The organism is Bifidobacterium sp. AGR2158, assembly GCF_000424225.1.
Lineage (GTDB): Bacteria > Actinomycetota > Actinomycetes > Actinomycetales > Bifidobacteriaceae > Bifidobacterium > Bifidobacterium anseris.
Genome location: NZ_AUJM01000012.1, coordinates 350,944 through 372,621, shown reverse-complemented (window position 1 = coordinate 372,621; position 21,678 = coordinate 350,944). Strand labels below are relative to the sequence as shown.

Below are 21,678 nucleotides of genomic sequence, written 5' to 3'. Positions count from 1 at the left end.
ACGAACGTTTCTGCAGGATGTGAATCCCGCGACACGCCCGAAGTTGGAACAATCTTCTATTTCTTCGTGAACACGTTCAGCATAGCGCTCGCGAAACAGATTCGCAGTCGTTCTGCGATGCCGTGTTAGTGTAGGAATGCTTATCGGAGATGTTCTCATGGAATAGGTTGAAAGGGGATATAAGGCAATGGCGGCTGAGTATCGTGAAGACGGGGATAGGTCCTTCGTCGAAGATCTGTTTGCGCGTATCGTTGACGAGTCCGTAGATACGCGGCAGCAGGGCACTTGGTTCGAGTACACCGTCAAATGGTTTCTTGAGAACGATCCCTCGTGGGTGGAACGCATCACTGAAGTATGGATGTGGGATGATGCGCCCGAAGCATTGCGTAGAGGGCATACTGATACCGGCATCGACCTGGTTGCGTTGGATGTGGATGGTTCGTATTGGGCGATTCAGGCGAAGTGCTATCGCGGAAAAAAGCTGAATCAGGACAAGCTTGCATCGTTCTTCATGAATGCGACGGACAATCCGTTGTATGGACATTTCATGATTGCCGACACGGCTTCCGGATATACGTCCACGCTGGAGAGTTTCATTACCCAGTCTCCCAAGGACATCGTGCGTCTTGATTTGGATACGATGAAGGATTCCAACTTGGATTGGCATGCCTTCCTACGCGGCGAAAAGCCCAATGAACGAGAGACCTTTGATCCGCGTCCGCATCAGGTGGAAGCGATCGAGGCAGTCCGGAAAGAACTGGACGAGCATGATCGGTGCACGCTGGTCATGGCATGTGGTACGGGCAAGACGCTCACGGCTTTGCGCTATGCCGAGCAGGTTCCGGGGATGGGCGGCACAGTGCTCTTCCTTGCGCCGTCGATTTCACTGGTATCACAAACGATGCGCAACTGGGTGAATCAGGTGCGTGGACGTATCAACCTGTATGTGTGCTGCTCGAGTCCCAAGGCTAGTCATACTACTGCTGAATCCTATGGTCAGCTGTCTGATATTCCATTCCCGGCTACGACCAATGCACAGACAATCGCGAACCGTTTCAAGCCCAAGAAAGATGCGCTCAATGTCATCTTCTCCACCTACCAGTCCATTGATGTCATTCATGAGGCACAGGAACTGGGCTTGTGCGATTTTGATTTGATTGTGTGCGATGAAGCGCATCGCACGACTGGCACGATGGATGACGACGTGAGTTTCCGAAAGGTGCACTCAAATAAGAATGTGCGTGGCGATAAGCGTTTGTACATGACGGCTACGCCACGCATCTATGGTGAGGATGCGAAAAACAAGGCCAAGGCCGGAGCGGTGGAAATCGCTAGCATGGACAATGTGGACGTGTATGGCAGGGTCGCCTACACGCTGTCCTTCGGCAAGGCCGTGCAATTGGGATTGTTGACCGATTACAAGATTGTGGTCATGCAGGTCGCCGAGGATCAGATGAGCCGCATGATGCAGGAACGGTACAGCGAAGCGAAATCGCAGATTCCATTGTCCGATGCGGCCAAGTTCGTCGGTTGTTGGAAGGCGTTGTTCGACCGCCGACATGCAAGCAATCTCAACGGCGTAGTCGGTCGACATGCCCAAGCCGGCCTGGAGGATGACGAATCCCGGCAGGTGCTGCATCACGCTATCGCTTTTGCCAGCACCATCAAGGATTCCGAACGGTTGAAGGATAAATTCCAGGCGGTTATTGACGACTACACCTCCAGTCTGGAAGACACTGAAGAGAATCGCGAGACCATCAGCAACGGACGCATGGTGAAGGTGGAGATCGACCATGTGGACGGCACGATGGATGCGGAGGAACGCCGAGAGAAACTTGATTGGCTCGCCGAAGATATGCCGTCGAACGAATGCCATATTCTGTCCAACGCGCGCTGTCTGGCTGAGGGCGTCGACGTACCCGATCTGGATGCGGTCATTTATCTGCATGCGCGTAAAAGTCATGTGGACATCATTCAGTCGGTTGGCCGTGTCATGAGGAAGGCTCCTGGCAAGCAATTTGGATACATCATCGTGCCGGTGGTGGTGCCGTTGGGCGCCGATCCGGATTCCATCCTGTCATCAAGCAATTACAAGATTGTTTGGGATGTGGTGCGCGCGTTGCGTAGTCATGATGAACGGCTCGAAGCGGTCATCAATGCAGCTTCGCTCGGAGATACGGAGGCGCTCAAACGCATTGTTGAGGTCGATGTGCTTCATGCTGATCAGCTCAAGCTGAAGGGGAAACATAGGCATTCTGGGCAGTTGGATCAGTCCAATGGCGATGGGGAGCGAAACTCGATTGGATCTGAAGATCTCGACAACAGCGGTGTGAAGAGTAGCCACAATCAAGGTCAAGCTGTACAGCCGGAATTCACCGGTACAGCAGATGAGTGGGCAAAGGCCATCAATGCGCAGATTGTGCGCCGTTGCGGCACGAAGATCTACTGGGGTGAATGGACACAGGATATCGCCAATATCGCTGCCGCCCGTGCACAGCAGATTGATGAACTCGTTCAGCATGGCAAGGCCAAGGAAGCATTTGAGGAGTATGTGCGGGGGCTGCGTGACAGTCTCAATCCCGACTATTCGGAAGTGCAGGCCATCACCGTGCTCGCCCAGCACGAGATTACGAAGCCGATTTTCGAGACGCTATTCACTGAGCATGCGGTGATTAACAACAATCCCGTGATGAAAGCGCTCGATACGGTCATGGATGAGCTGTATGCGGCCGGTCTGCCCAGCAGCATTACCGATCCAACGTTGCTCAGCCTGTACGATTCGGTCAAGATCGCCGCTGCGCAGATCACCACCGACACTGCTAAGCAGAACCTGATCAAGGAGATCTACAACGAGTTCTTCACGAAGGTGTTCAAGGATACTGCGAACGAACTTGGCATTGTCTATACGCCGGTTGAGGTCGTGGACGCACAGTTGCATATGGTGCAGCGCGCTCTCGCTCGCGAATTCGGGCAGCAGCTCGGCGATCACGGTGTGCATGTGCTTGACGGATTTGCAGGCACCGGCACCTATATCTGCCGCCTGATCGAAGATCCAAGTCTGATTGCTGACGACCAGCTTGAATACAAGTACATGCACGACCTGCACTCCAACGAGATTGTGCCTCTGGCTGCCACAATCATGGACATTAATATCGAACAGTCATATCATCTTCGTCACGGTGGTGATTATGTCAACTTCCCGGGGGCATTGCTTACAGACACGTTCCAGATGAGTGAAAAGGATGATGAGATACCTCACGAACTTGCCTTTGAGGAAAATACGCGTCGTGCATGCGAACAGTTGAAGACTCCCATTCGTGTTATCGCGGGTAATCCGCCATACCGGGCTAATGACAAAGACAATACAGGCAATCAGAACACAGAATACAAGTACCTGGATGCGCGCATTGGGGAAACCTACGTAGCAAAATCTGATGCTACGCTCAATAACTCGCTCTACGACCATTATATTCGTGCATTTCGTTGGGCTTCAGATCGTATCCTCAAGGATGGGAATGATAGCGGTGTCATCTGCTTTGTTTCCAATGGCGGATGGCTAACCAGTTCGGCGGGAGCGGGAGTGCGTCGTTCCTTCATTGAAGAATTCAACTCCATCTACGTCTACAACCTACGAGGAAACCAGCGTACGCAAGGTGAGGAGTCGCGGAAGGAAGGCGGGAAGATATTTGATTCTGGTTCCCGTGCGACCATCGCCATCACGATGCTGGTGAAAAATCCAAATTCCGACGAACATGGTGTGATTCATTACAAAGATATTGGTGACTATCTCAGCCGTGACGAGAAGCTCGATATCCTTAAACAGGCAGTTGACGAAGATCCCGAATGGACCATATTGACGCCCGATGAGCATGGCGACTGGCTGAATCAACGTGATGACTCATATCAGGACTTTGTTCCATTAGGCTTGGGTAAGTATAAGCACTCTCTCGGGTTGTTTGAGACTTATTCGGGTGGTCTGAAAACTCAACGTGATGCGTGGGCAATCAACTTCTCGCTTTCGTTGGTTGTAAACAATATGAGAAAACTAATTGATTCAACTAATATCGCCTCAGACTCTTTTGTTGCAAGCAATATTCCTTTGCCGCAAGATTTTGCGCAGTTCAGCTGGACGAGACGTGTGAGAGATTATGCTGAATCGGGCTTCCGTATTCCCGTTAATTTTGATGGGTTTACTGCGGAGGTGTATCGCCCATTTTGTAAAGAGTATGTTTACTTTGACAAATACATGAACGAAAGGACGCTCCAACAACCCCGAATTTTCCCGCTCGCGGAAGCGAGCGGGCGAAAGGACGCTCCAACAACCCCTAGTTCATCCTCTTTGCTTCAAATAGAAAAGAATGAAAATTCGGCGAACGAAATGACGCTCCAACAATATTACACTCCTTGCTTTGAAAACAAGGTGATTACTGTAGGTGAGCGCGGTGCGATCATGTCGAATCTGCTTCCAGACCTTGAGTTTAACCATCATGGTCAGTGCTTCCCCTTGTATTGGTATGAGCAAGTGGAGGTAGACGTCCCAGCTGATGATGCCCAAGGTGCGTTGTTCGATGATCCCAATGCTCCAAAAGCTGAGCAGACCATGCTGGATCTGTGTGACGGAGCCACGCAGAAGCGAACAGAGTATGTGCGGCATGATGCCATAACCGATACCGGTCTGCAAGTGTTCCGCGCGGCATATCCGGGCATGCGCATCAGCAAAGAGGATATTTTCTACTATGTATATGGTGTGCTGCATTCGCCGGAATACCGCAAACGCTTCGAGAACAATCTGAGTAAGGAGCTGCCGCGTATCCCACTGGCCAAAGATTTCAAGGCTTTCATGAAAGCGGGCAGAGAGCTGGCTCAGTTGCATCTGGACTATGAGCATGTAGAGCCATATCCAGTAGTTGAAGTTGGCGACCGTACGAATCCAGGGCGCACCGAGAAGATGCGGTATCCGAACAAGATCAAGGATCCTGAATCCGGTAAGAAGATCAAGGATCCCACTGTGCTGCAGGTCGCGGAGCGCTTGACCTTCCAGGAAATCCCCACGCGTGCATACCAGTATGTCGTCAATGGCAAGAGTGCGCTCGACTGGATCATCGATCGCTATCAGGTGCGCGTCGATAAGAAAACCGGCATCGTTAACGACCCGAATCTGTACTCCGACGATCCGCGCTACATCGTGGATCTTGTGCGCAAGGTCATCACGGTGAGCCTACGCACGCTGGACATTGTGGAGTCGTTACCTCCGCTGGAAGAACTTCCCCAACCTGCGAACTGGCCTGCGGAGTGGAAGTAATCGGGTCCCCTCACGTCGGCGTGTAAGAGCCGTGCTTCATTATTGGTTGTGTGATCAAAATAGAAAATGAGGAAGCACGGCCTGAGCTGGAGTGTAGCATGTTCGAATCCCGACAGTTCTCTGACCCGCCCGAAACGGGCCTCTGCGTGCTCAAGTGCCGCATCCTCGCCCTCTTCCGAGCAAACAGGCCCACGGGGGTCATGGACGACAGGAGCGGGACCCTGCGCGACGGCGACATGAGTTTCGTTAGCGCCACCAGCTACATACAACATACAACGATGCCTTATCCACGGCAGACACCCAGGGCATCCTTGCGCGCAACCCTGAGAAGGTTTAGTTTTTAAGCATGCAAACATTGATGAGGATCCGTACTTGCGTGCTAATTTGAAAAGATCTCGATTGGTATGTGGCAATGAGTGCTATGATTGTTTCATGGGTATTGACATTGTAGGTTTCTTCAAAGAACACAAAGAGGAGATTTTAGGTGCTCTTGCGATAATGGGTGGGGCAATGCTTATGGCAATGTCGGATAGTGATAGTGAGCATGCTGAGCTCACTAATGGGCAGAAGCTTGATCTTAGTGAGGCTGTAGAAGCAGTTAGCTGGAATTTCGGGGAAGGTATCGAATATGCCTATGCATCTGATGATTCTGTTTGTTTTGTTCTTGTTGACGATGAATATGAGAATATTTATTTTACATATTCAACAGGAGAGTGGGATGCATCCTATTGTGATGTTAGTGAGGATGTAGAGGATGCTGTGAAGATGATTCTAGATCGACTTAATGAACGTTGGTGAAGTGCGTGAAGATAGTGTGGGTGCTCGGTGGAAGATGGCGGTTGGATGTTGGTTAAGAAGCTCTGTTTGGTAAAAGAGCATATGGTGCATCGAATAGATGTCAATGCACCATATGATTGTAATTATTTCTTCTTTGCTTCTTTGCGTAGAGTCCCTAGTTTCTTATCGCTTCTAGTCTTCCTACCGTTTTTATTGCGAATGGTTCCAAGTGGCACTCCCAACATCTTTTCGAGTGCTCCCACTCTGCAGTCGCTGCGAATCTTTCGTCGTGTCATCTTTGGCCTCCGTAATCTTGAATTGTTGAACACGTACAATTGTGTTCACGTGAGTACATTATACATCAATGGCTGGTGTGTGCGCTCTGTGTCTTACCTTCTGGTAGGACGATGATGCTAGTACGTGATACATGCGTTTTGTGTTAGTTTCGGTGGAAGTTTGGTCTTCTTCACTCAAGGGGTCAGGATGCCTGTGGCATCCCTATCCCCAATTGACCTGTCCACTAGCGTCGTTCGCGCGAAAGATCGTTGCGCAGAAGGACCGCCGAATCCCCGGAATCCTGAGGATTCGGCGCTAAGATATCTGTCACTGAGTTGGCTCTTCTCAAGCTAGCGCGTAAGGACCGTACTTCATCATTGCTTGTGTGATCAAAAAAGAAATAGAAAATGAGAAAGAACGGCCTGAGCCCGAGTGCAGCATGTTCGAATCCCGACGGTTCCCTGATCCGGTCGAAGAGGCCTTTGCATGCCTAAGCGCCGTGTGCGAGACATCCTTACGCACTAGCTTGAGAAGAGCCACTATGCTTTAAACAAAGTGCTGATGGAGGAGGTGTGGTGATTGGGTGAGCATAACGATACGGGTTTCGGTCAGGGCATGCCGGAACCGTGGGCGCAGGCGATTCGGTATGCGCTGAATCGCCTGTCGTTGGATGAGATTGGGCAGCGGTACGGGGATGCTGTGCGCGAGTACTGCGCGGCGTACATCAATCATGATGCCCGCGCGGTGAAAGGCGACGGCGTGTACACGGTGGATCTGAAAGGCATCGGGCTGAACGCCTCCAATCCTGCCGTCAAACAGGGCTTCGCTGCTGAGGCGATGGCCGAAGCGCATCATAACGCGGACGCAATTATCGCTGGAGACAAGCGTCGTATGCGTCGCACGAACAACAATGATCCGCTCGTGGACATGCAGGCGTTCGGAGCGCATGGTCAGCCGTTGAAGGCGCAACGGATCCAGATGAAATTTGTCGGCAAGGATGCGAAGGAGTGCCTAGATCTGCTGCATTCCAGCGGATATGAAAAGTACTACGACGGTAACGTCCTGTTCGGCCTCCCTGACGAGTACTGCGATCAACTGTTGGGAGAAGGGCCGGGTTCCATTCGTCAGGATATCCAGGACACCAAAGCCAGGTTGAAGGCTGCGGTCGCACAAGGCGATAAAGATGCCTGCGCGAAGCACCGCAAGCGCATCAAGCAAGACAGGCAGCTGCAGAAGAAGATTCGCAAAGCCGGTCTCACCAAAGATGAGGCGTTGGCGGCAGCTCTGCATCCCAAACGCGAAACGGTGAAACATGCGGCGAAAATCGCTCATCAGGGCGCCATGGGACAGGCGGCGGGCGTGATGGCCGCTGCGGCTCCAATGGCGATAATGGGTGTAATTCAGGATTGCATTCAGCGGAATCGGTCGTTGCCTGAATCATTGAAGGAACACGGTCTGGATGTGGCATTAGCCGGTGGTATCCAGTACGTGATCGGCTTCATCCAGATCGCGGCTGACGGTGCGATGAAAAACGCTGGCAGCGACTATGTGAAGGCCATCGCGAAAGGCAATGCGTTGACGATGATGGCGTCGCTGGCGTTCGAAAACGCAATGCTGGTCCAGCAGCTGGTCAGGAGCGATATGACCGGTGAGGAGTTCCTGGACGCTCTGGCCGAAACCAACATCGGCGCGTTGGCATCCTGCTTTGCGGGCGCCGTAGTCGGCACCGCAGCCGCTGGTGTGACGCTCGCGCCAATCATCGCGAACATGATCGCCGTGCAGGTGGCAGTGGGATCCTACCGGAACCTGCGGCAGGCGATGATGGAATATCAGCTCGCCAAGCAGGAACGAATCGCAGCGGAAGCGGAATGCGCGCAGATCGTGGAACAGGTGCGCGCATGGAGACGGCAACTCAATGAGCAATCCGAACGTTATTTCAGCGAGCATCTGGACATCTTCGATACCGCGTTCCGAACCATGGATCAGGCGATTCTGGAACAGGACGGCGATGGATTCATCCAAGCCAACGCACAGCTGCAGCAAGCGTTGGGATATGAGCCACAGTTTAGGTCTCAAACGGAATTCGATGCTTTAATGAATCGTGACGACAGTCTGCAGCTGTGAAATGGAGTACGACGAGTCTGTATCGGTGAAAGGTGGGAGAGTGATGAAAAATTGCGACGTACGCATGGCACTGAGCGTGCTGTACTACCTCATTCTGGTGGATGGCCAATCTCAGGAGCATGAGCTGCAGCTGTTCGAGCAGCTGGGCGAGCAGTTTGATGCGGCTGAATTCGCAAAATGCCGAGAGACGGTGATCGCCGACTGTGAGAAGCAGGTCTCCGGTGCCGCCGATGATTTCGAATACTACGAGCTCGTCGTGGAGGGAGTCGACAAGGCGCTTGCTGGCAAGTCATCCGGCAAAGGCCCGCAGATTCCGTTGAGCATGGTGCTTTGGGACATGCTCGCTGTCGCGCACGCCGACCGCACATGCAGCGCTGAAGAAGAGCGTCTGATCAAGCACGTCGTGCGCGTGAACAATGTGGATCAGCGTCTCTACCGGCAGTTCGTCTATATGATGAACGCCTGCGTGACGGTGGGCGTCCAGCTGGAGGCGGTGAAGAACTCATCGATGAACTACAGCGAAGCCAAGCCGATCGTCGATGAGCTGGAACACCGGCGCGACTTGATGGTTGCCGGTGCGCTCGACGTCATCAACGATTCCCGAATGCCCGCAGTTCCCGCAGCGCAACAGGTTCAGGAGGACATCGTCGATCAAGGCATGCGTGGCGTAGGCGACTTCATGAACGTGGCAGGGCAAGCCATCGGTGATGCGGCAGGCAAAGCCGGAGGTGCCATCGGTGATGCGGCGGGCAAAGCAGGACATGCTATCGCCGATGCCGCGGGACAGGTCGGCAACGCCATGGGCGCCGTGGGCAACGAAGTACAGAAGGGTGCCGCGCAGGCGTGGAACAACGTTGCCAATACCGTTGGCGGTTGGTTCAAGAAGAACTAGTGCACGGCTCGTACGGGATGCATAGAGGATAAGGGAGCAGTCATCATGGTGGTTTTCGTTCCGTTGGTAATCGGTGCGGCGGCGCTCGCCGGCGTCGGTGGTGTGGGCGCCGGAGTCAAGGGCGTCGCGGATGGGCACAAGGCACAGGGATTGAATGAAAACACGGCGGAGCGTCAGCGCATCGCCGCGCAGAATCTGGAAACGCTGCGTGAGGAGTGTGGGCGTGCGCTCGACGAACTTGGGCGCGAGAAAATCAGCGTTCTGGATACGTCGATGAAGCATTTCCTGGATTCGTTCGGCAGGCTCAAGAACGTGGAACTGCGGGACTCCGCCGGATTGGATGAGCTCAAGCGTCTGCATATCGATGAGGCTTCGTTTGAGGAACTGCGCAAGCTCAGTGATCTGGCCGTCGAAATCGTCAAAGGCGGAGTTGCGGGAATGGCCGCCGGATCGTTGACGGCATTCGGCGCGTATGGTCTGGCGATGCATTTCGCTGCGGCTTCCACCGGGACGGCCATCGCCAGTCTGCATGGTGCGGCCGCGGCCAATGCGACGCTGGCGTTCTTCGGTGGTGGGGCACTGGCCGCCGGTGGCATGGGCATGGCCGGCGGTATGGCGGTGCTCGGCGGCCTCGTGGCGGGCCCTGCACTGCTGGTGTTTGGCGCCATGGTCGGTTTGAACGGCATGAAGGATCTGGAGCAGGCGAAAGCCAATGCGGCGCAGGTGAGCGCCTACTGCGAGCAGTGGGCGGCCGCCACCGATATGTCGCGCGCCATCAGGGATCGGGCGATGATGTTCTACGCGACGCTTGCACAACTTGACGTTCGCTTCGTCGTGGCGCTGCAGAATCTTGATCAGATCATCGCCGCACAGGGCGAGGACTACGCGCAGTTCAACCAGGAAGCCAAGCAGTCCGTCGCTGCCTGCGTTTCGCTGGCCATGTCCATCAAATCCGTGCTCGATACGCCCATCCTTGACGATTCCGGCGCCCTCACCGACGAATCAGGTGCTCTGATGGACAGGTTCGAGCAGGACGGTGATGAGTGAGCGGGATGCGGTTGTTGTTGTGACGGCTGAGTTCGTAGTCGATTAAGATACAGTCAGCTGTGAGGTTGCATGTCTGGCGCGAAAACAGCTTGGCGCCCCTTGAAGTAGCGGGATGGCACGTCCTGCGATTTAGCCAGAATCTGGGCCTCGTCCGCTCTCAACTGATTCGGTAATGCCCGACGAGCTCTTGCGGAAACGTGCCGAGCACATCCTCTTCGTACTGCTTTTGCTTCGCGCTCACGTGGTGGATGAGCAACGGCAATCCGTCTGCGTTGCGTGTGTCGGAGGCAATGCCGATGTGGTTGTTGTAGACGACGATGTCGCCACCCTGCCATGCGCTGACGTCTGTGGTGTCTGTCGTGAGACTGATCGCATGCGCAGCGAAGTACGAGTTGAGTACGGGGACGCGGCGGAAGTCGATATTGGCGTCAGGTGTGTCGATGTCATAACGTTCGGGATGAGCGAGTATGTCTTCATGCACGAGTGTCATCAGATCGTAGCCGGCTCCGCGCAGGGCTGCGCCTACGACGTCGGTGCATACGCCATACCCGTCGTTCGGGTAGCCAGTTGCGTAATACTCGCTTTTGTATGCCGGTTTTGTGGCGATGTAGGCGCGCGCGTTCTGCAGAATGTCGCTTTGGTCGTCGATGCCGTCGCCATCTTTGTCGATTGCGCTGATGTATGGGGCGATGCTTGGCGTTGACTGCCTCGCCGACCTATCTTCGTCTGGGCTTCCTATTGCGCTCCCGCAGGACGACGCCAACGCGCAGGTGACGATGAGCGCGCCTATCGTGATGACTCTGGATAGTCGTTGTGCCATATATGTCCTCCTCCGCGTTGCCCTTCGCTGGCATCTGTTATAGCACGCTTATCGCCTATAGGGAGTGGCGATACGCTCGAACATCGTGGCCGCCGTAAAGAGTCGCTTGGAGAGACCAATCCGCTTGCGGTATTCAACAAAATCCGCAAGCCAACGGTGCTGTATCTGCCGGAATCGCCGGTCACGTTCACGCTGTCATTCGTATTGCTGTCGTCGGATTTGTAGGCGGTCGGGACGATTCACGTTGTGTCACGATGTAGGAAGTGGTAGGTGCCGTGTTCGCGCAGATAGTCGCGCATGTAGGGCGGTTTGAAATCCACTTGGCCTCACGCGGGCGAGTAGATGATGTCCTTCTTGATCGGTTGTGTGCGGTACACGTTTGCGTAGCTGGCGTTTCGTTCGCGGCGCTTGGCGATCTCCCCTGTGGACGGTGGCCCATCGTCCTGAGCCATAGCGGGCAGATATTCCTTCTACGTCGGGCTCAGCCCGTCGTTTTCCGGAGCGTGCGCCCATGTCGCCCGCACCAGTGCCGAATATCACCTTGAGTTCCTCAAGGCTTCTTCTTTACCGATCAGTATGGGGTGTCATGTTTGCGGCGGACTTGGGGCGGGTTCGCCGTCAGGGGATACTGATTTGTGTGTCATCCTTGAGTGCGTTTGATCGGAAGGTCGGCGTGTTGCGGGCACCTGCGTTGTTCTGATTTCGTGGGCTCAAAGAGTGACGAGTCTGACTGTGCGATGATAAGCTTGCTGCTTTCGGATGCGATGGAGCTTTGGGCCGAGATTATGAAATTCTGTAGAGAGAGGGAGGATGTGAAGAGGATAAGATAAATGGGAAAAGAGGGCAAATGCCGGTTCCTGAATCATCTAATCATATCGGAACCGGCATCACCCTAGCTATTCAAAGTTATGTTCTTAATGTTTGCGGCCTCCCTGACGCTGCCAACCATGTTTTGGGCCAGCGGTTGGAGGGAGCCGGTCGCCGGGGCCGATGTGCACGATGCGTGGATCGGGCAGTTTTCCTCCACGTGGACCGACTTCTTCATAGGTGCCAGCGGGACGGTTGTCTTCGCCAGGCTTATAGATGGCTGCCATAAGCAGCTCCTTTCAGCTAAGGAGCTCATGCGCCGGACTTTGACGTTCCGTCGCGTTAGACTAACGGCTGTTGTATTTTGACGACAACCGCGAGCTGAGCTCGTGTTTTGCTTTCCGGCCTGCTGCAACAGGCCGGTTTTTACTTCTGTGTAGAAGTAGTCTTCACGGTACCATCAAAAACGCTGAAAGACAAACCGGTGACACTTTGGGACATAGGTATAGTTTTTTGAGGTATGATGGTATGCGTTAGAAGTAATGCAACAGGAGAACTACCGTGAAGAAGAAGGACGTCATCAATCTCATCCGGTATCATACCGAGCATAATGATGCTGCGTTCCGCAATGAGGCATACAGCATCGCAAAAGACTTCGACCGCTCCGGCGACACCCAATTGGCTGCCTATGTCATTGCGTTGCTTTCCGATGCGAATACCTTCGTTCCTCAATCGTCTGTCGCTTCTGTCGAGTCGGATTTTTTGGCAAAATGCCCAGTGGTGAAGACGTCACTGCCCCTTCCGGAGTCCATTATGGGGGATATTCAAGGTGTCTTAAATGCAATCAGTCGTAATGTTGGAGTGCATCGATTCTTGTTTCATGGTCCAGCGGGAACAGGGAAGACGGAATCGGTCAAGCAGATCGCTGCCATTCTTCGGCGAGAGTTGTATGTCGTCGATTTCAACTCGGTGGTCGATAGTCATCTAGGTCAGACCGCTAAGAACATCGCTGCTTTGTTCGGTGAAATCAATAGTTTTACGCGGCCTGATCAAGTGATGGTGTTGTTCGATGAGATTGATGCGCTTGCTCTAAACCGCATGGATTCCCGTGATGTGCGTGAGATGGGGCGTGCGACGTCTGAGCTGTTGCGGCAGATGGATAATCTCTCCGAACAGGTTTTGTTGTTTGCTACGACGAATCTTTTTGAAAAATTCGATAAGGCTTTTGTTCGCCGTTTCGATGCAATCGTTGATTTCAAAAGATATTCTCGCGAAGATTTAATTGAGATAGCTGAAGCCATCATGAATGACTATGCTGGTCAGTTCTCGTTTGTCGGTAAGGATATCCGTCTGTTTCGCAAGATTCTCTCTGTTCCGGAACGGCTTCCCTATCCAGGAGAGTTGAGGAATCTGATTCGTTCGGCAATTGCGTTCAGCAAACCCGATGCAGAGTATGACTATCTGCGTCGCCTGTATATTGCGCTGGTTCCTGATGGCGCTCAACGCATTCAAGATCCACGGGCGCTGTACAAGCAAGGATTCACACTCCGTGAGATAGCGACCCTGACTGGTATCTCGCGCAGTACCGTTGCGCGAGAAGTGAAGGAGGGAAAGTAATGAATAACACTCTCAGGTTGAAAGGGAAGTTTCAGACTAGAAGTGCACAAGCCCCGGGGGCGCCGACTCTGCCTGCCAATGCCGTTGTGGAATCGGACGATCTGAAGAGCAAGATTGAGCAACTGGAATCTGTTGCGACGTATTGGGAAAGGCAGCGGGTTCATATTCTGCCATTGGTCCAAGTGCATTATCGTCGAGTTGTTCCCAAGAGCAAGCGCCTGCAATGCCTGTTGGCCGATGGTTCAAAAACGCCCAACAATTCCATTGTTGGTGCGGCTTTTGAGGAATCTGAAGTACGGGGTCGGCAGCGTCATGTCATCACCTATTCAGTTAGTCTCGATGCAATCAGAACCGCTATTTCCAAGCTCGAAAAGGCTCTGGGTATCCTTGAATCTCTAGGTGGGAAGATTGACGACAGGGGCTTGCAGTCACTGACTCGCGATGGGCTGACCGGTCAGAATAAACAAGCTGGCATAAGCAAGACCACTTTCGCTAACGTAATTCGCGATGTGCATTCTGTCGCTCGATTTGGCGTGAAATCCAAAGAGGATCTTGATGGCTATCGTCCTTTGGTGACCATCTATGGATCCGATCGCAGCGCAGAGCAGACCGTTTCCTTACTACATGATCTTGGCGTTGAGGTTACTTCAGCAAATCTGCTTGATGATACGACAATCAGAATGGCCCCAGATCAGTATACGGTGTTGTGCGAGAAAGCCCCGTACCTCATTTCGATGTCTCTGTCGGATCTATCGCAATACGAGCTTCCTGAGGGGGAGAAATCTCCGGATCCGTATAATCTCACCATTCCTGATCCTGGGAACGAACCAATTGTCGGCGTTATTGACACGCGGTTCGATGCTGGTGTTTATTATTCGGATTGGGTTGAGTATCATGATGAAATTGATCCGCAGCTGGGTGTAGATTCGGGTGATTATATTCATGGGACTGAGGTGACCTCGCTGATTGTTGATGGACCGCGCTTGAATCCGGCGCTTGACGACGGATGCGGTCGATTTCGTGTTCGGCATTTTGCGGTCGCCAAGCAAGGTAAAAATAGCTCATTTGCCATCATTTCAAAGATTCGCCAGATTGTGGTGACAAATCGCGATATTACAGTGTGGAACTTGAGTCTGGGGTCGGGTTTGGAGATTCCCCCAAATACCATATCTCCTGAAGCAGCCGTGCTGGATGAACTGCAGAACAGATATGGGGTTATCTTCGTCGTCTCCGGTACAAATAAGTTGTCAACAGATGACGTCAATAAGCCGAAGCGTATTGGGGCTCCGGCTGACTCGATTAACGCTCTCGTGGTGAACGCTAGCTCGGCGCTTCGAGAGCCAGCTAGCTATACGCGCGAAGGGCCGGTTCTCCAGTTCTTCCGGAAGCCAGACGTTTCGTGTTTCGGTGGTGATGGTCGTGACAAAATGGCTGTGTATGGCCCAGATGGAGTTGTTTTAAATGAAGGTACATCATTTGCTGCGCCTTGGGTCACGCGAAAAATTGCATACTTAATTCATGTCATGAATTTATCTTGTGAGACAGCGAAGGCATTGCTTATTGACTCCGCTTCTGGTTGGAATACCATGTCTTCCACCAACATGAAACTGGGATACGGTATCGTCCCTCGGCGGATTGAGGATATTCTGGAGACGCCAAGTAATGAGATCAGGTTCATTCTTGAGGGGCGAGTGGATGCTTTTGAGACATATAATTATCGAATTCCTGTGCCTCTCGTAGAAGGGAAGTACCCTTATATGGCACGTGCCACACTGTGCTATTTTCCGAAGTGTGACAAAAATCAAGGTGTGGATTACACTGACACGGAACTGGATCTGCATTTTGGACGTGTAAACAAAAAGGGAATCAAGTCATTGGGCAACAATGTCCAGGGGGATGCATTTGCCCGTACGTATGAGGGGGATGCTCGCCGGCTCTATCGCAAATGGGACAACGTCAAACACGTCAGCGATACAGAGAAGAGCCGCTTCGTCCCGCGGAAGAGCTTTGAGCAGCCTTACTGGGGTTTCAAGTTACGTAAAGTGGAAAGGTTCGACCGCCCGATTGACGAGGACGGCAGTCTAGGGCCCAACGCCGGGGACGGCATGCGATTCAGTATTGTTGTCACGCTTCGTGGTATGGATCGACGTAACCACTTCGAAGAGTTCAAACGTAATTGCCAACTTCAGGAAGAGCCTTGGATTGTCGAGGAGATTGACATGAATTTGAATGTCGAACTCTACAATGAAGCCGATATCGAAATCGACTTTGATGATGACGAGTGAAGAGGCTGATGGTGCGGCGCCGAATTTCTCGGGTGACCGTTCTCCCTTGGGGTCGGCGCCGTTTCTGGTTAGCGTCGGCTCCGCTGCTCGGCGCGGGTGTAGATAGCGTGCATGATCATCCCGGATGGCATGTGCGCCGGGTCGAGTTTCGTGTAATCGTAGCTGTATTTCCCGTCTGTTACGGAGACGACGCTTCCGGCTTGGGAATCTTTCCCGTACTGCGCGAGGTCGAACAATGCAATGCTGATCACTTTTCCGTTGCTGACGATGCGTCCCATAAGGATGCCGGCCCTATCGTAGTCAATGTCGGTAATTTCGTGGGCGAGCTTCTTGGTCTCTTCGATTGCCTTGACGGTGACGCCTTGCAGAGCGTTCTCATTTTTGCTCTCGCGACGGACGTTGAGACGCAGCAACATAGTGCTGTCGTCGGCTGTGTTGTAGGCGAAGAGGTTTCCTCTGCTATCAGTGCCGAGTTCAATGTCCAATGGCGCAAGGTTGAACTTCGCGAGTTCGATGATGAGGGTCTTGGCGTCTTTGAGGGTGATGCTGACAGCCATGAGGTATCCTTCCCATAAGAGAAATACGTATCTCGAATTTCTCTAAACAGTATACACGATGACTAGAGAAAATCAAACCGTAGAAATCTCTGGATATTTGGATTGCTTGAAATTCCGCGAAAGACTGGCGCGTCGCAAGTGATGAGATGGGCAATGCCGTCCCAATCAAGGCGTGGAACGGTGATGTGGATTGCGTTTTCGGGGTCGGCATCGTTATCGTCGTTTTTGGGTGAACCAATCACTCCTTACTACTGTGCAGGAAGTGGTAGGCGCCGTGCTCGCGCAGGTAGTCGCGCATGTAGGGCAGTTTGAAATCCACCTGGCCCCATGCGGGTGAGTAGATGACGTTCTTCTTGATCAGTTGCGTGCGGTACACGTTCGCGTAGCTGGCGTTTCGTTCGAGGCGTTTGGCGATCTCCCCGGTGGATGATGGTCCGTCGCCCTGGGTCATGGCGAGCAGATACTCCTTCTGCATCGAGCTCAGCCCGTCGATTTCCGGAGCGTGCACCATGTCGCCCAGGGCATTGCCAAGTACCGCCTCGGATTTCTTAAGGTCTTCTTCCTTGCCGATCAGTATGGGTGACGTCATGTTATGCAGTGGGTTTGAACAGATTCGTTATCAAAGTCCCGAAAGTATAAAGAATATAAAAAGTATAACGACGTACGGTGGCGGTGCCTCGTCTAGTCTGACCTGATGGCGTTTCCGTTGTGCCGATGACATGCCGATTAGCCGTCGTCTCCTAAAGGAAATCAGTAGATGGAAAGGCGCTGGATCCGCAACGTCCTGCACGTCCGTCGGCACGATATCTGTAGCTAAGTTCCTCCATAGCTACAGATATCCGATTATCTGTAGCTATGGCCATCCGAAGCTACAGATATCGCATCGTCGCGGCGCTGGCCGTGATGCCGCACAGATGAAAGACGAAGCGCTTCCAATCTCCGGCAGGGTTGTTTTCATCCGCCGGGCCATGTCGCCAGGAACAGCAGGTCATCGCGGTAGGGGAGCCCTGGATCAATCGCCTCCGCCTCGAATCTGACCACGCCGTCATGCTCGGGTACGCCGGCGAACACTATAGCGCCGGAGAGCACGCAAGCGCGCCAATCCTGCATGCTCAGGTCGCGCAATCCCAGCTGCGCGGTGACGGCGGTGCCATCTTTGTACACTTGGTGCGGCGTTCCATACGGCACCGAGAGATTGTGCGGTCTGGTGCAGCGTAACGTGCCTTCGTCGGTTCGCACCAGATCGCCGACGCCGACGAGCGCCGAGCAATACTGGTGCAGCATCGCCGACGTGAACACATCTTCCAGCCATGGGTACATGGCGTTCAGCTGCACAATCCAGTCAGAAGCCTTTCCTTCCACCGATTTCTGCGTGATGCCCATCGCGCCGCCGTAACCATCGTCGATGCAGCACGCCTGCATCCAGAACCGCAACGCCGTGAACGTCGCGCGCACGGCAAACGCATGCCCCTGCGCATCATCGCCCGGTTTGCGCGTCACGCCCAGGTCGCGCGCCATCACATCAACAAGCCGCAGAGCCATGATCGATCCTGTTGATCAACGCGACGAGATTATTGGCGATGGCCTTGTTGGACGGATGCTTACATAGCTCATACGCCGCATCGAATCCGTTGTACGCGTACATTTCCACGCACAGATGCGGCATGACCCACTCCCTCACGGCGCTCGTGCCATGTCCGAACGCCACGATCATGGCAGGCGTCACCATCGCCGTGGAGGTCAGAGCCGCAGTCGGTCGCAGCGCGGACATCTGTGCGACCACGCTGTCCGTATTCACGTCGTCGCGCGTGAACAGCGCACGCGATCGATACAGCGTCGGCATATGTGGCGCGGGAAGTTCGATCATGCCCGCAGTCGGCACATAAAACACGCGCTGCCACACCTCCGGTGCCACCAGCCGCAGATTGGCGAGACTGCCAATCGGCAGCACAACGATCGCATCGCCCAGATCGCATCGGTTCAGTGCGAACAGCAGACTTTCGTTGACGGTGTCGAAAACGTTGTCCAACACGGTCACCGGCGACGTGTCCCGCTTCAGGAAAGCCTCCAGTGCCGCGAAATCGCTGAAATCGACGGGGACTCCCATATGTTGCGCGGGGCCGCCGCCGAGTGCGAACGCGAGCGCATTCGCTACGGTCGGTACATGGACGGCGTCGATGGCCAGCAGCCGCGTCGTTTGCAGCGTCCGGCACAGTTGTGTTGCGAAATCGGCCAGTCGTTCGCTGTTGTGCGCGTTTTGCGCGGTGAAAGCGCAGCCGAGTGCCTGCATGTTTGCCGCGAGCGCATGCTGCAGATCATCGATCGGACGCACCGGCGTCTGTTTCATCATCGATGCGCTGCGCAATCGTTCGCCCGCATCCGACGACGCGGCGTGCGGCGCCCCCATCTGCTGCAGCATGGCGTCGTTGTGTTCGACGATCTGCCGCAGGCCGAGTTTGAGTGCGACGTTCTCTTCGAAATCCCGCAATGATTGATTCTGCGTTTCCTCCTGCAGTTCCAGTTCCGCCTGCGCGTCGCGTATCGCGCGCTGCTTCTGCTGCAGCTGTTCGTCGAGATCCTGCGCCTGCTGCGTCAGCTGCTGCACTGTTTTGGTTTGCCGATCCCGCTGCTCGCGCAGATCGTCGAGCTGCATGCGCAGTTTGTGCTTGTGCGCATTGAACTCGTCTTCGAGCGCGGCGGTGGCCTGCTGCCTGAACGCTGTCATCACATCCTCGTCCTGTTTGAGCAGGTCGTAGATGATCGTCGATATGTCGTCGGTGTTGCTGCGAATCGTCGCCTTGATCGCGGTCTGGAGTCGATAGAGGTCCCTCGATGAAGGAGTGACGTCCAGATATTCGTTCAGATTCTCCGGTTTGCTGAACGCTTGCTCCAGGAGGAGACCGGCGTTATGCATGAGCTCGTCGCTGTTGCGGATTTGCTCCTTGCGGATGTACCAATTCACGTAGAGCTGCGCCAGTTCGTAGATCGGTTTGATCAGTACGGTGCCGTCGGGGTCGGGCAGCGTGGGCTGGTCGTATACGGAACGATCCTCCCTTCCGGAACGGCTGTAGATGGTCTGTATGTTGACGTTGCGCAGTATGACTCGGGGGACGCTGTTCGGGGCCGTCGAGTTTAGCGTGAGCCTGTGGTTGCGCAGCGTGAGATTCTCGCGGTTGAGGACGGCCGCTTCCCATCTGGAGCCATGCCGTGCGAACAGCAGCAGTACTTTCTCGGTGGGGCGCCCTCCCGAGTAATGGATGCCGCGGGCGAGTGCGTCGGGAAGCTCTTGGGCGTTGTTCGTCGGCGAAAGAATGATTTCATACAGTGGAGGCGGTGTCGTGTGGATGCCGCCTTGGGTGATGTCTGCCCACGGTCGGTCGGGTCTTTCAAGGTTTGGCGTCCACTGCAGAAAACGAAAGTCTGAAAGACTGTCGTTCATCATGCGGCGGAAAGTGGGATTGTAGAGCGTCTTGGGGTCGTCGGCGCGTGGGGTGGAACGCTCCCACCAACGGTCGTGCGCCACCCATTCATAACGATCGTTGCCCGATGAATCGGTCACATGATCGATGATGCGCAGGAACTGGCCATCCCCGTTGCTGTTCCAGATGAACAGTCCCCAGGAACGTCGGCGTTCGTCGAATGATGCCATGGTCATACCCCCTGTTGTTGTGCGTGGTGTTATTCGTGGTCGTATCGTTGTGCGGAACGAATGCGAGCTATCGTCATGCTGGATGGCAGACCGTGATACGTCGGTCGTCCAGCGCGCATTTGCGTGACGTCGTACTGCCTATTGGCGCGCTGCCGTTGCACCTGTTGCAGCGTCGGCACGGGCGCCATCGTGGAGACGTCTGCACGGGGAGGATCGCTCGCGCGCAAGTCGGGCGGATCCGCCAGCTCAAGCCCTTCGGGGCATTTTCGTGAAAGCAGGAAAGCGCTCCAGGGCAGATGGCGATCCGCGCGCAGGAAGCAGCATTCGCCTTCCACCTGCGCGTAGGAGCGTCGGATCTGTCCGAAACCCACGAAGCCTGCACGCCGAGGTCTGGGCATGCTGCATGTGAAGGATGGAAAATCGATCGTATCCGGCAGCGGAGCTTCGTCACGCGGTGCGAACGGTGTCTGATAGATCTGGAAACTCTCGCGGAACAACGGTTCGTCGACGCCGTCGAAACGCAGCTGCGGCGGCCAGACGGCGAGCGGATCAAGATCAAGGCTCGTCAGACGGAACCCGTGATCGGCAAGCCAATATTCGGCCTGCCCACGGTTCCCGGACTTCCACAGCGTGACGATACGCACCACCTGAAGATCACCATGCGACGATGGCACAACGCCCACCGTTTCGGCGACGTCGAAGCACTCTTGCAACGTATGCAATTCACGCGGCCGCACGAGCACGTAATAGTCGAATCCCGCATGCAAGGAGGATCCGGCGGCGAGCCGGCGGCCGCCGTTCGGGCCGAACTCGGCGGTGAAGACGAACGCGCGGTCGCCATCCTCGGGAACACCCACATGACGCTGCCACTGTTCGGGCACACAGATGCGCGCCCCCAGCTGGAATGAAGGATCCTGCACACGGATGACATGGCGGCGGTTGGCGACAAGATCGGCAAGATCATGGCAGACACGGTCCACGACGAGGCGCGCGTTGTCGGCGCGCAGCTCGGCAACGAGATCATGGCCAAGCGACCGACGGCGCACGGCGAGCTCAAGATGGAACGTCGCAATCGACGAGGCTGCACCGCTGCCTCGGGGCATGTCATGACGATCACGGTCACGGCGCAGGAACATCGGCAGCGAAGGCGGAAGGGTGCGCGTATCGGTGCCGATGCCCGCCTGATATCGGTCGCACAGCTTCGCGATGGCGTCATTTCTGGCATGTTTGAAATGCGCGCGCAGCGTACGTCGAGTGCTCGCGCGTGTTCGCGTCGGAAGAAGTCGCGCGGAGCGTTCTTGGGCGCCCTCGGAAGGCGAGGCATACATTTGGTTGCCGCGGTTGAATCGCACGGGTCGGTCGCACGACGGGCAGAAGAACCGCACGCTCGCGGGGACGTCGCCGTGAAATTCAATGATTACCTGCTCGGCCGTGACGATGGACGTGGGAGCCATGGGTATGGTTTGTCGCGCGGTATCCATGCATGAACCCCCTCTACGTCTTCTCTGCCGTTTGGTCATCCAGT

General features: G+C 54.6%; 15 protein-coding genes. 7 read left to right on the top strand and 8 right to left on the bottom strand.

Annotation, left to right across the window (positions count from 1 at the left end; all coding sequences use genetic code 11):
• The first annotated feature begins 187 nt into the window (after positions 1-187).
• From G606_RS09880 to G606_RS11400, 5 genes are all read left to right on the top strand, one after another.
• Complete coding sequence (locus G606_RS09880; protein WP_051198509.1) at positions 188-5,302, top strand: type ISP restriction/modification enzyme; 5,115 nt, start codon at positions 188-190, stop codon at positions 5,300-5,302.
• A gap of 432 nt (positions 5,303-5,734) precedes the next feature.
• Positions 5,735-6,100: a hypothetical protein gene (locus G606_RS11170; RefSeq protein ID WP_155802771.1), complete on the top strand. Its 366-nt coding sequence runs from the start codon at positions 5,735-5,737 to the stop codon at positions 6,098-6,100.
• A gap of 834 nt (positions 6,101-6,934) precedes the next feature.
• On the top strand, positions 6,935-8,479 hold the full coding sequence (locus G606_RS0104255) for a hypothetical protein (RefSeq protein WP_026644911.1): 1,545 nt from the start codon (positions 6,935-6,937) through the stop codon (positions 8,477-8,479).
• Positions 8,480-8,543: 64 nt separating this feature from the next.
• Entirely contained in the window at positions 8,544-9,371 is an 828-nt protein-coding gene (locus G606_RS0104250) for a hypothetical protein (RefSeq protein WP_231371406.1), read from the top strand.
• A 45-nt stretch (positions 9,372-9,416) separates the two neighbouring features.
• Positions 9,417-10,418, top strand: a complete 1,002-nt coding sequence (locus G606_RS11400; protein WP_026644909.1) for a hypothetical protein — start codon at positions 9,417-9,419, stop codon at positions 10,416-10,418.
• 157 nt (positions 10,419-10,575) lie between these two features.
• On the opposite strand, the gene G606_RS09875 is transcribed toward G606_RS11400, so the two are convergent.
• From G606_RS09875 to G606_RS10930, 3 genes are all read right to left on the bottom strand, one after another.
• Positions 10,576-11,238, bottom strand: coding sequence for a DUF1287 domain-containing protein (locus G606_RS09875; protein WP_034523594.1), 663 nt, complete (start codon positions 11,236-11,238; stop codon positions 10,576-10,578).
• Between the two features lie 326 nt (positions 11,239-11,564).
• Complete coding sequence (locus G606_RS11480) at positions 11,565-11,690, bottom strand: hypothetical protein (protein WP_269208411.1); 126 nt, start codon at positions 11,688-11,690, stop codon at positions 11,565-11,567.
• Between the two features lie 462 nt (positions 11,691-12,152).
• Complete coding sequence (locus G606_RS10930) at positions 12,153-12,332, bottom strand: YjzC family protein (RefSeq protein WP_081664000.1); 180 nt, start codon at positions 12,330-12,332, stop codon at positions 12,153-12,155.
• A 274-nt stretch (positions 12,333-12,606) separates the two neighbouring features.
• On the opposite strand from G606_RS10930, the gene G606_RS0104215 reads away from it, so the two are divergent.
• Positions 12,607-13,662 (top strand): AAA family ATPase, encoded by a 1,056-nt coding sequence (locus tag G606_RS0104215; RefSeq protein ID WP_026644907.1) that lies wholly within the window; start codon positions 12,607-12,609, stop codon positions 13,660-13,662.
• Positions 13,662-15,947, top strand: a complete 2,286-nt coding sequence (locus G606_RS09870; RefSeq protein ID WP_034523592.1) for a S8 family peptidase — start codon at positions 13,662-13,664, stop codon at positions 15,945-15,947. The genes G606_RS0104215 and G606_RS09870 overlap by 1 nt, the downstream gene beginning before the upstream one ends.
• 68 nt (positions 15,948-16,015) lie before the next feature.
• Here G606_RS09870 and G606_RS0104200 read toward each other — a convergent pair whose 3' ends face one another.
• From G606_RS0104200 to G606_RS0104180, 5 genes are all read right to left on the bottom strand, one after another.
• Positions 16,016-16,504, bottom strand: coding sequence for a hypothetical protein (locus G606_RS0104200; RefSeq protein WP_026644904.1), 489 nt, complete (start codon positions 16,502-16,504; stop codon positions 16,016-16,018).
• Between the two features lie 238 nt (positions 16,505-16,742).
• Positions 16,743-17,093, bottom strand: coding sequence for a hypothetical protein (locus G606_RS0104195; protein ID WP_026644903.1), 351 nt, complete (start codon positions 17,091-17,093; stop codon positions 16,743-16,745).
• A gap of 365 nt (positions 17,094-17,458) precedes the next feature.
• Positions 17,459-18,046 carry a hypothetical protein gene (locus G606_RS0104190; protein ID WP_026644902.1) on the bottom strand — a complete coding sequence of 196 codons (588 nt, stop codon included), beginning with the start codon at positions 18,044-18,046 and terminating at the stop codon, positions 17,459-17,461.
• Positions 18,027-20,153, bottom strand: a complete 2,127-nt coding sequence (locus G606_RS0104185; protein ID WP_034523590.1) for a hypothetical protein — start codon at positions 20,151-20,153, stop codon at positions 18,027-18,029. Before G606_RS0104185 ends, G606_RS0104190 begins: the two co-directional genes overlap by 20 nt.
• 29 nt (positions 20,154-20,182) lie before the next feature.
• The gene (locus G606_RS0104180) at positions 20,183-21,607 is read right to left on the bottom strand and encodes a hypothetical protein (RefSeq protein ID WP_231371405.1); all 1,425 of its coding nucleotides are present in this window, start codon (positions 21,605-21,607) and stop codon (positions 20,183-20,185) included.
• Between the last annotated feature and the right edge of the window lie 71 nt (positions 21,608-21,678).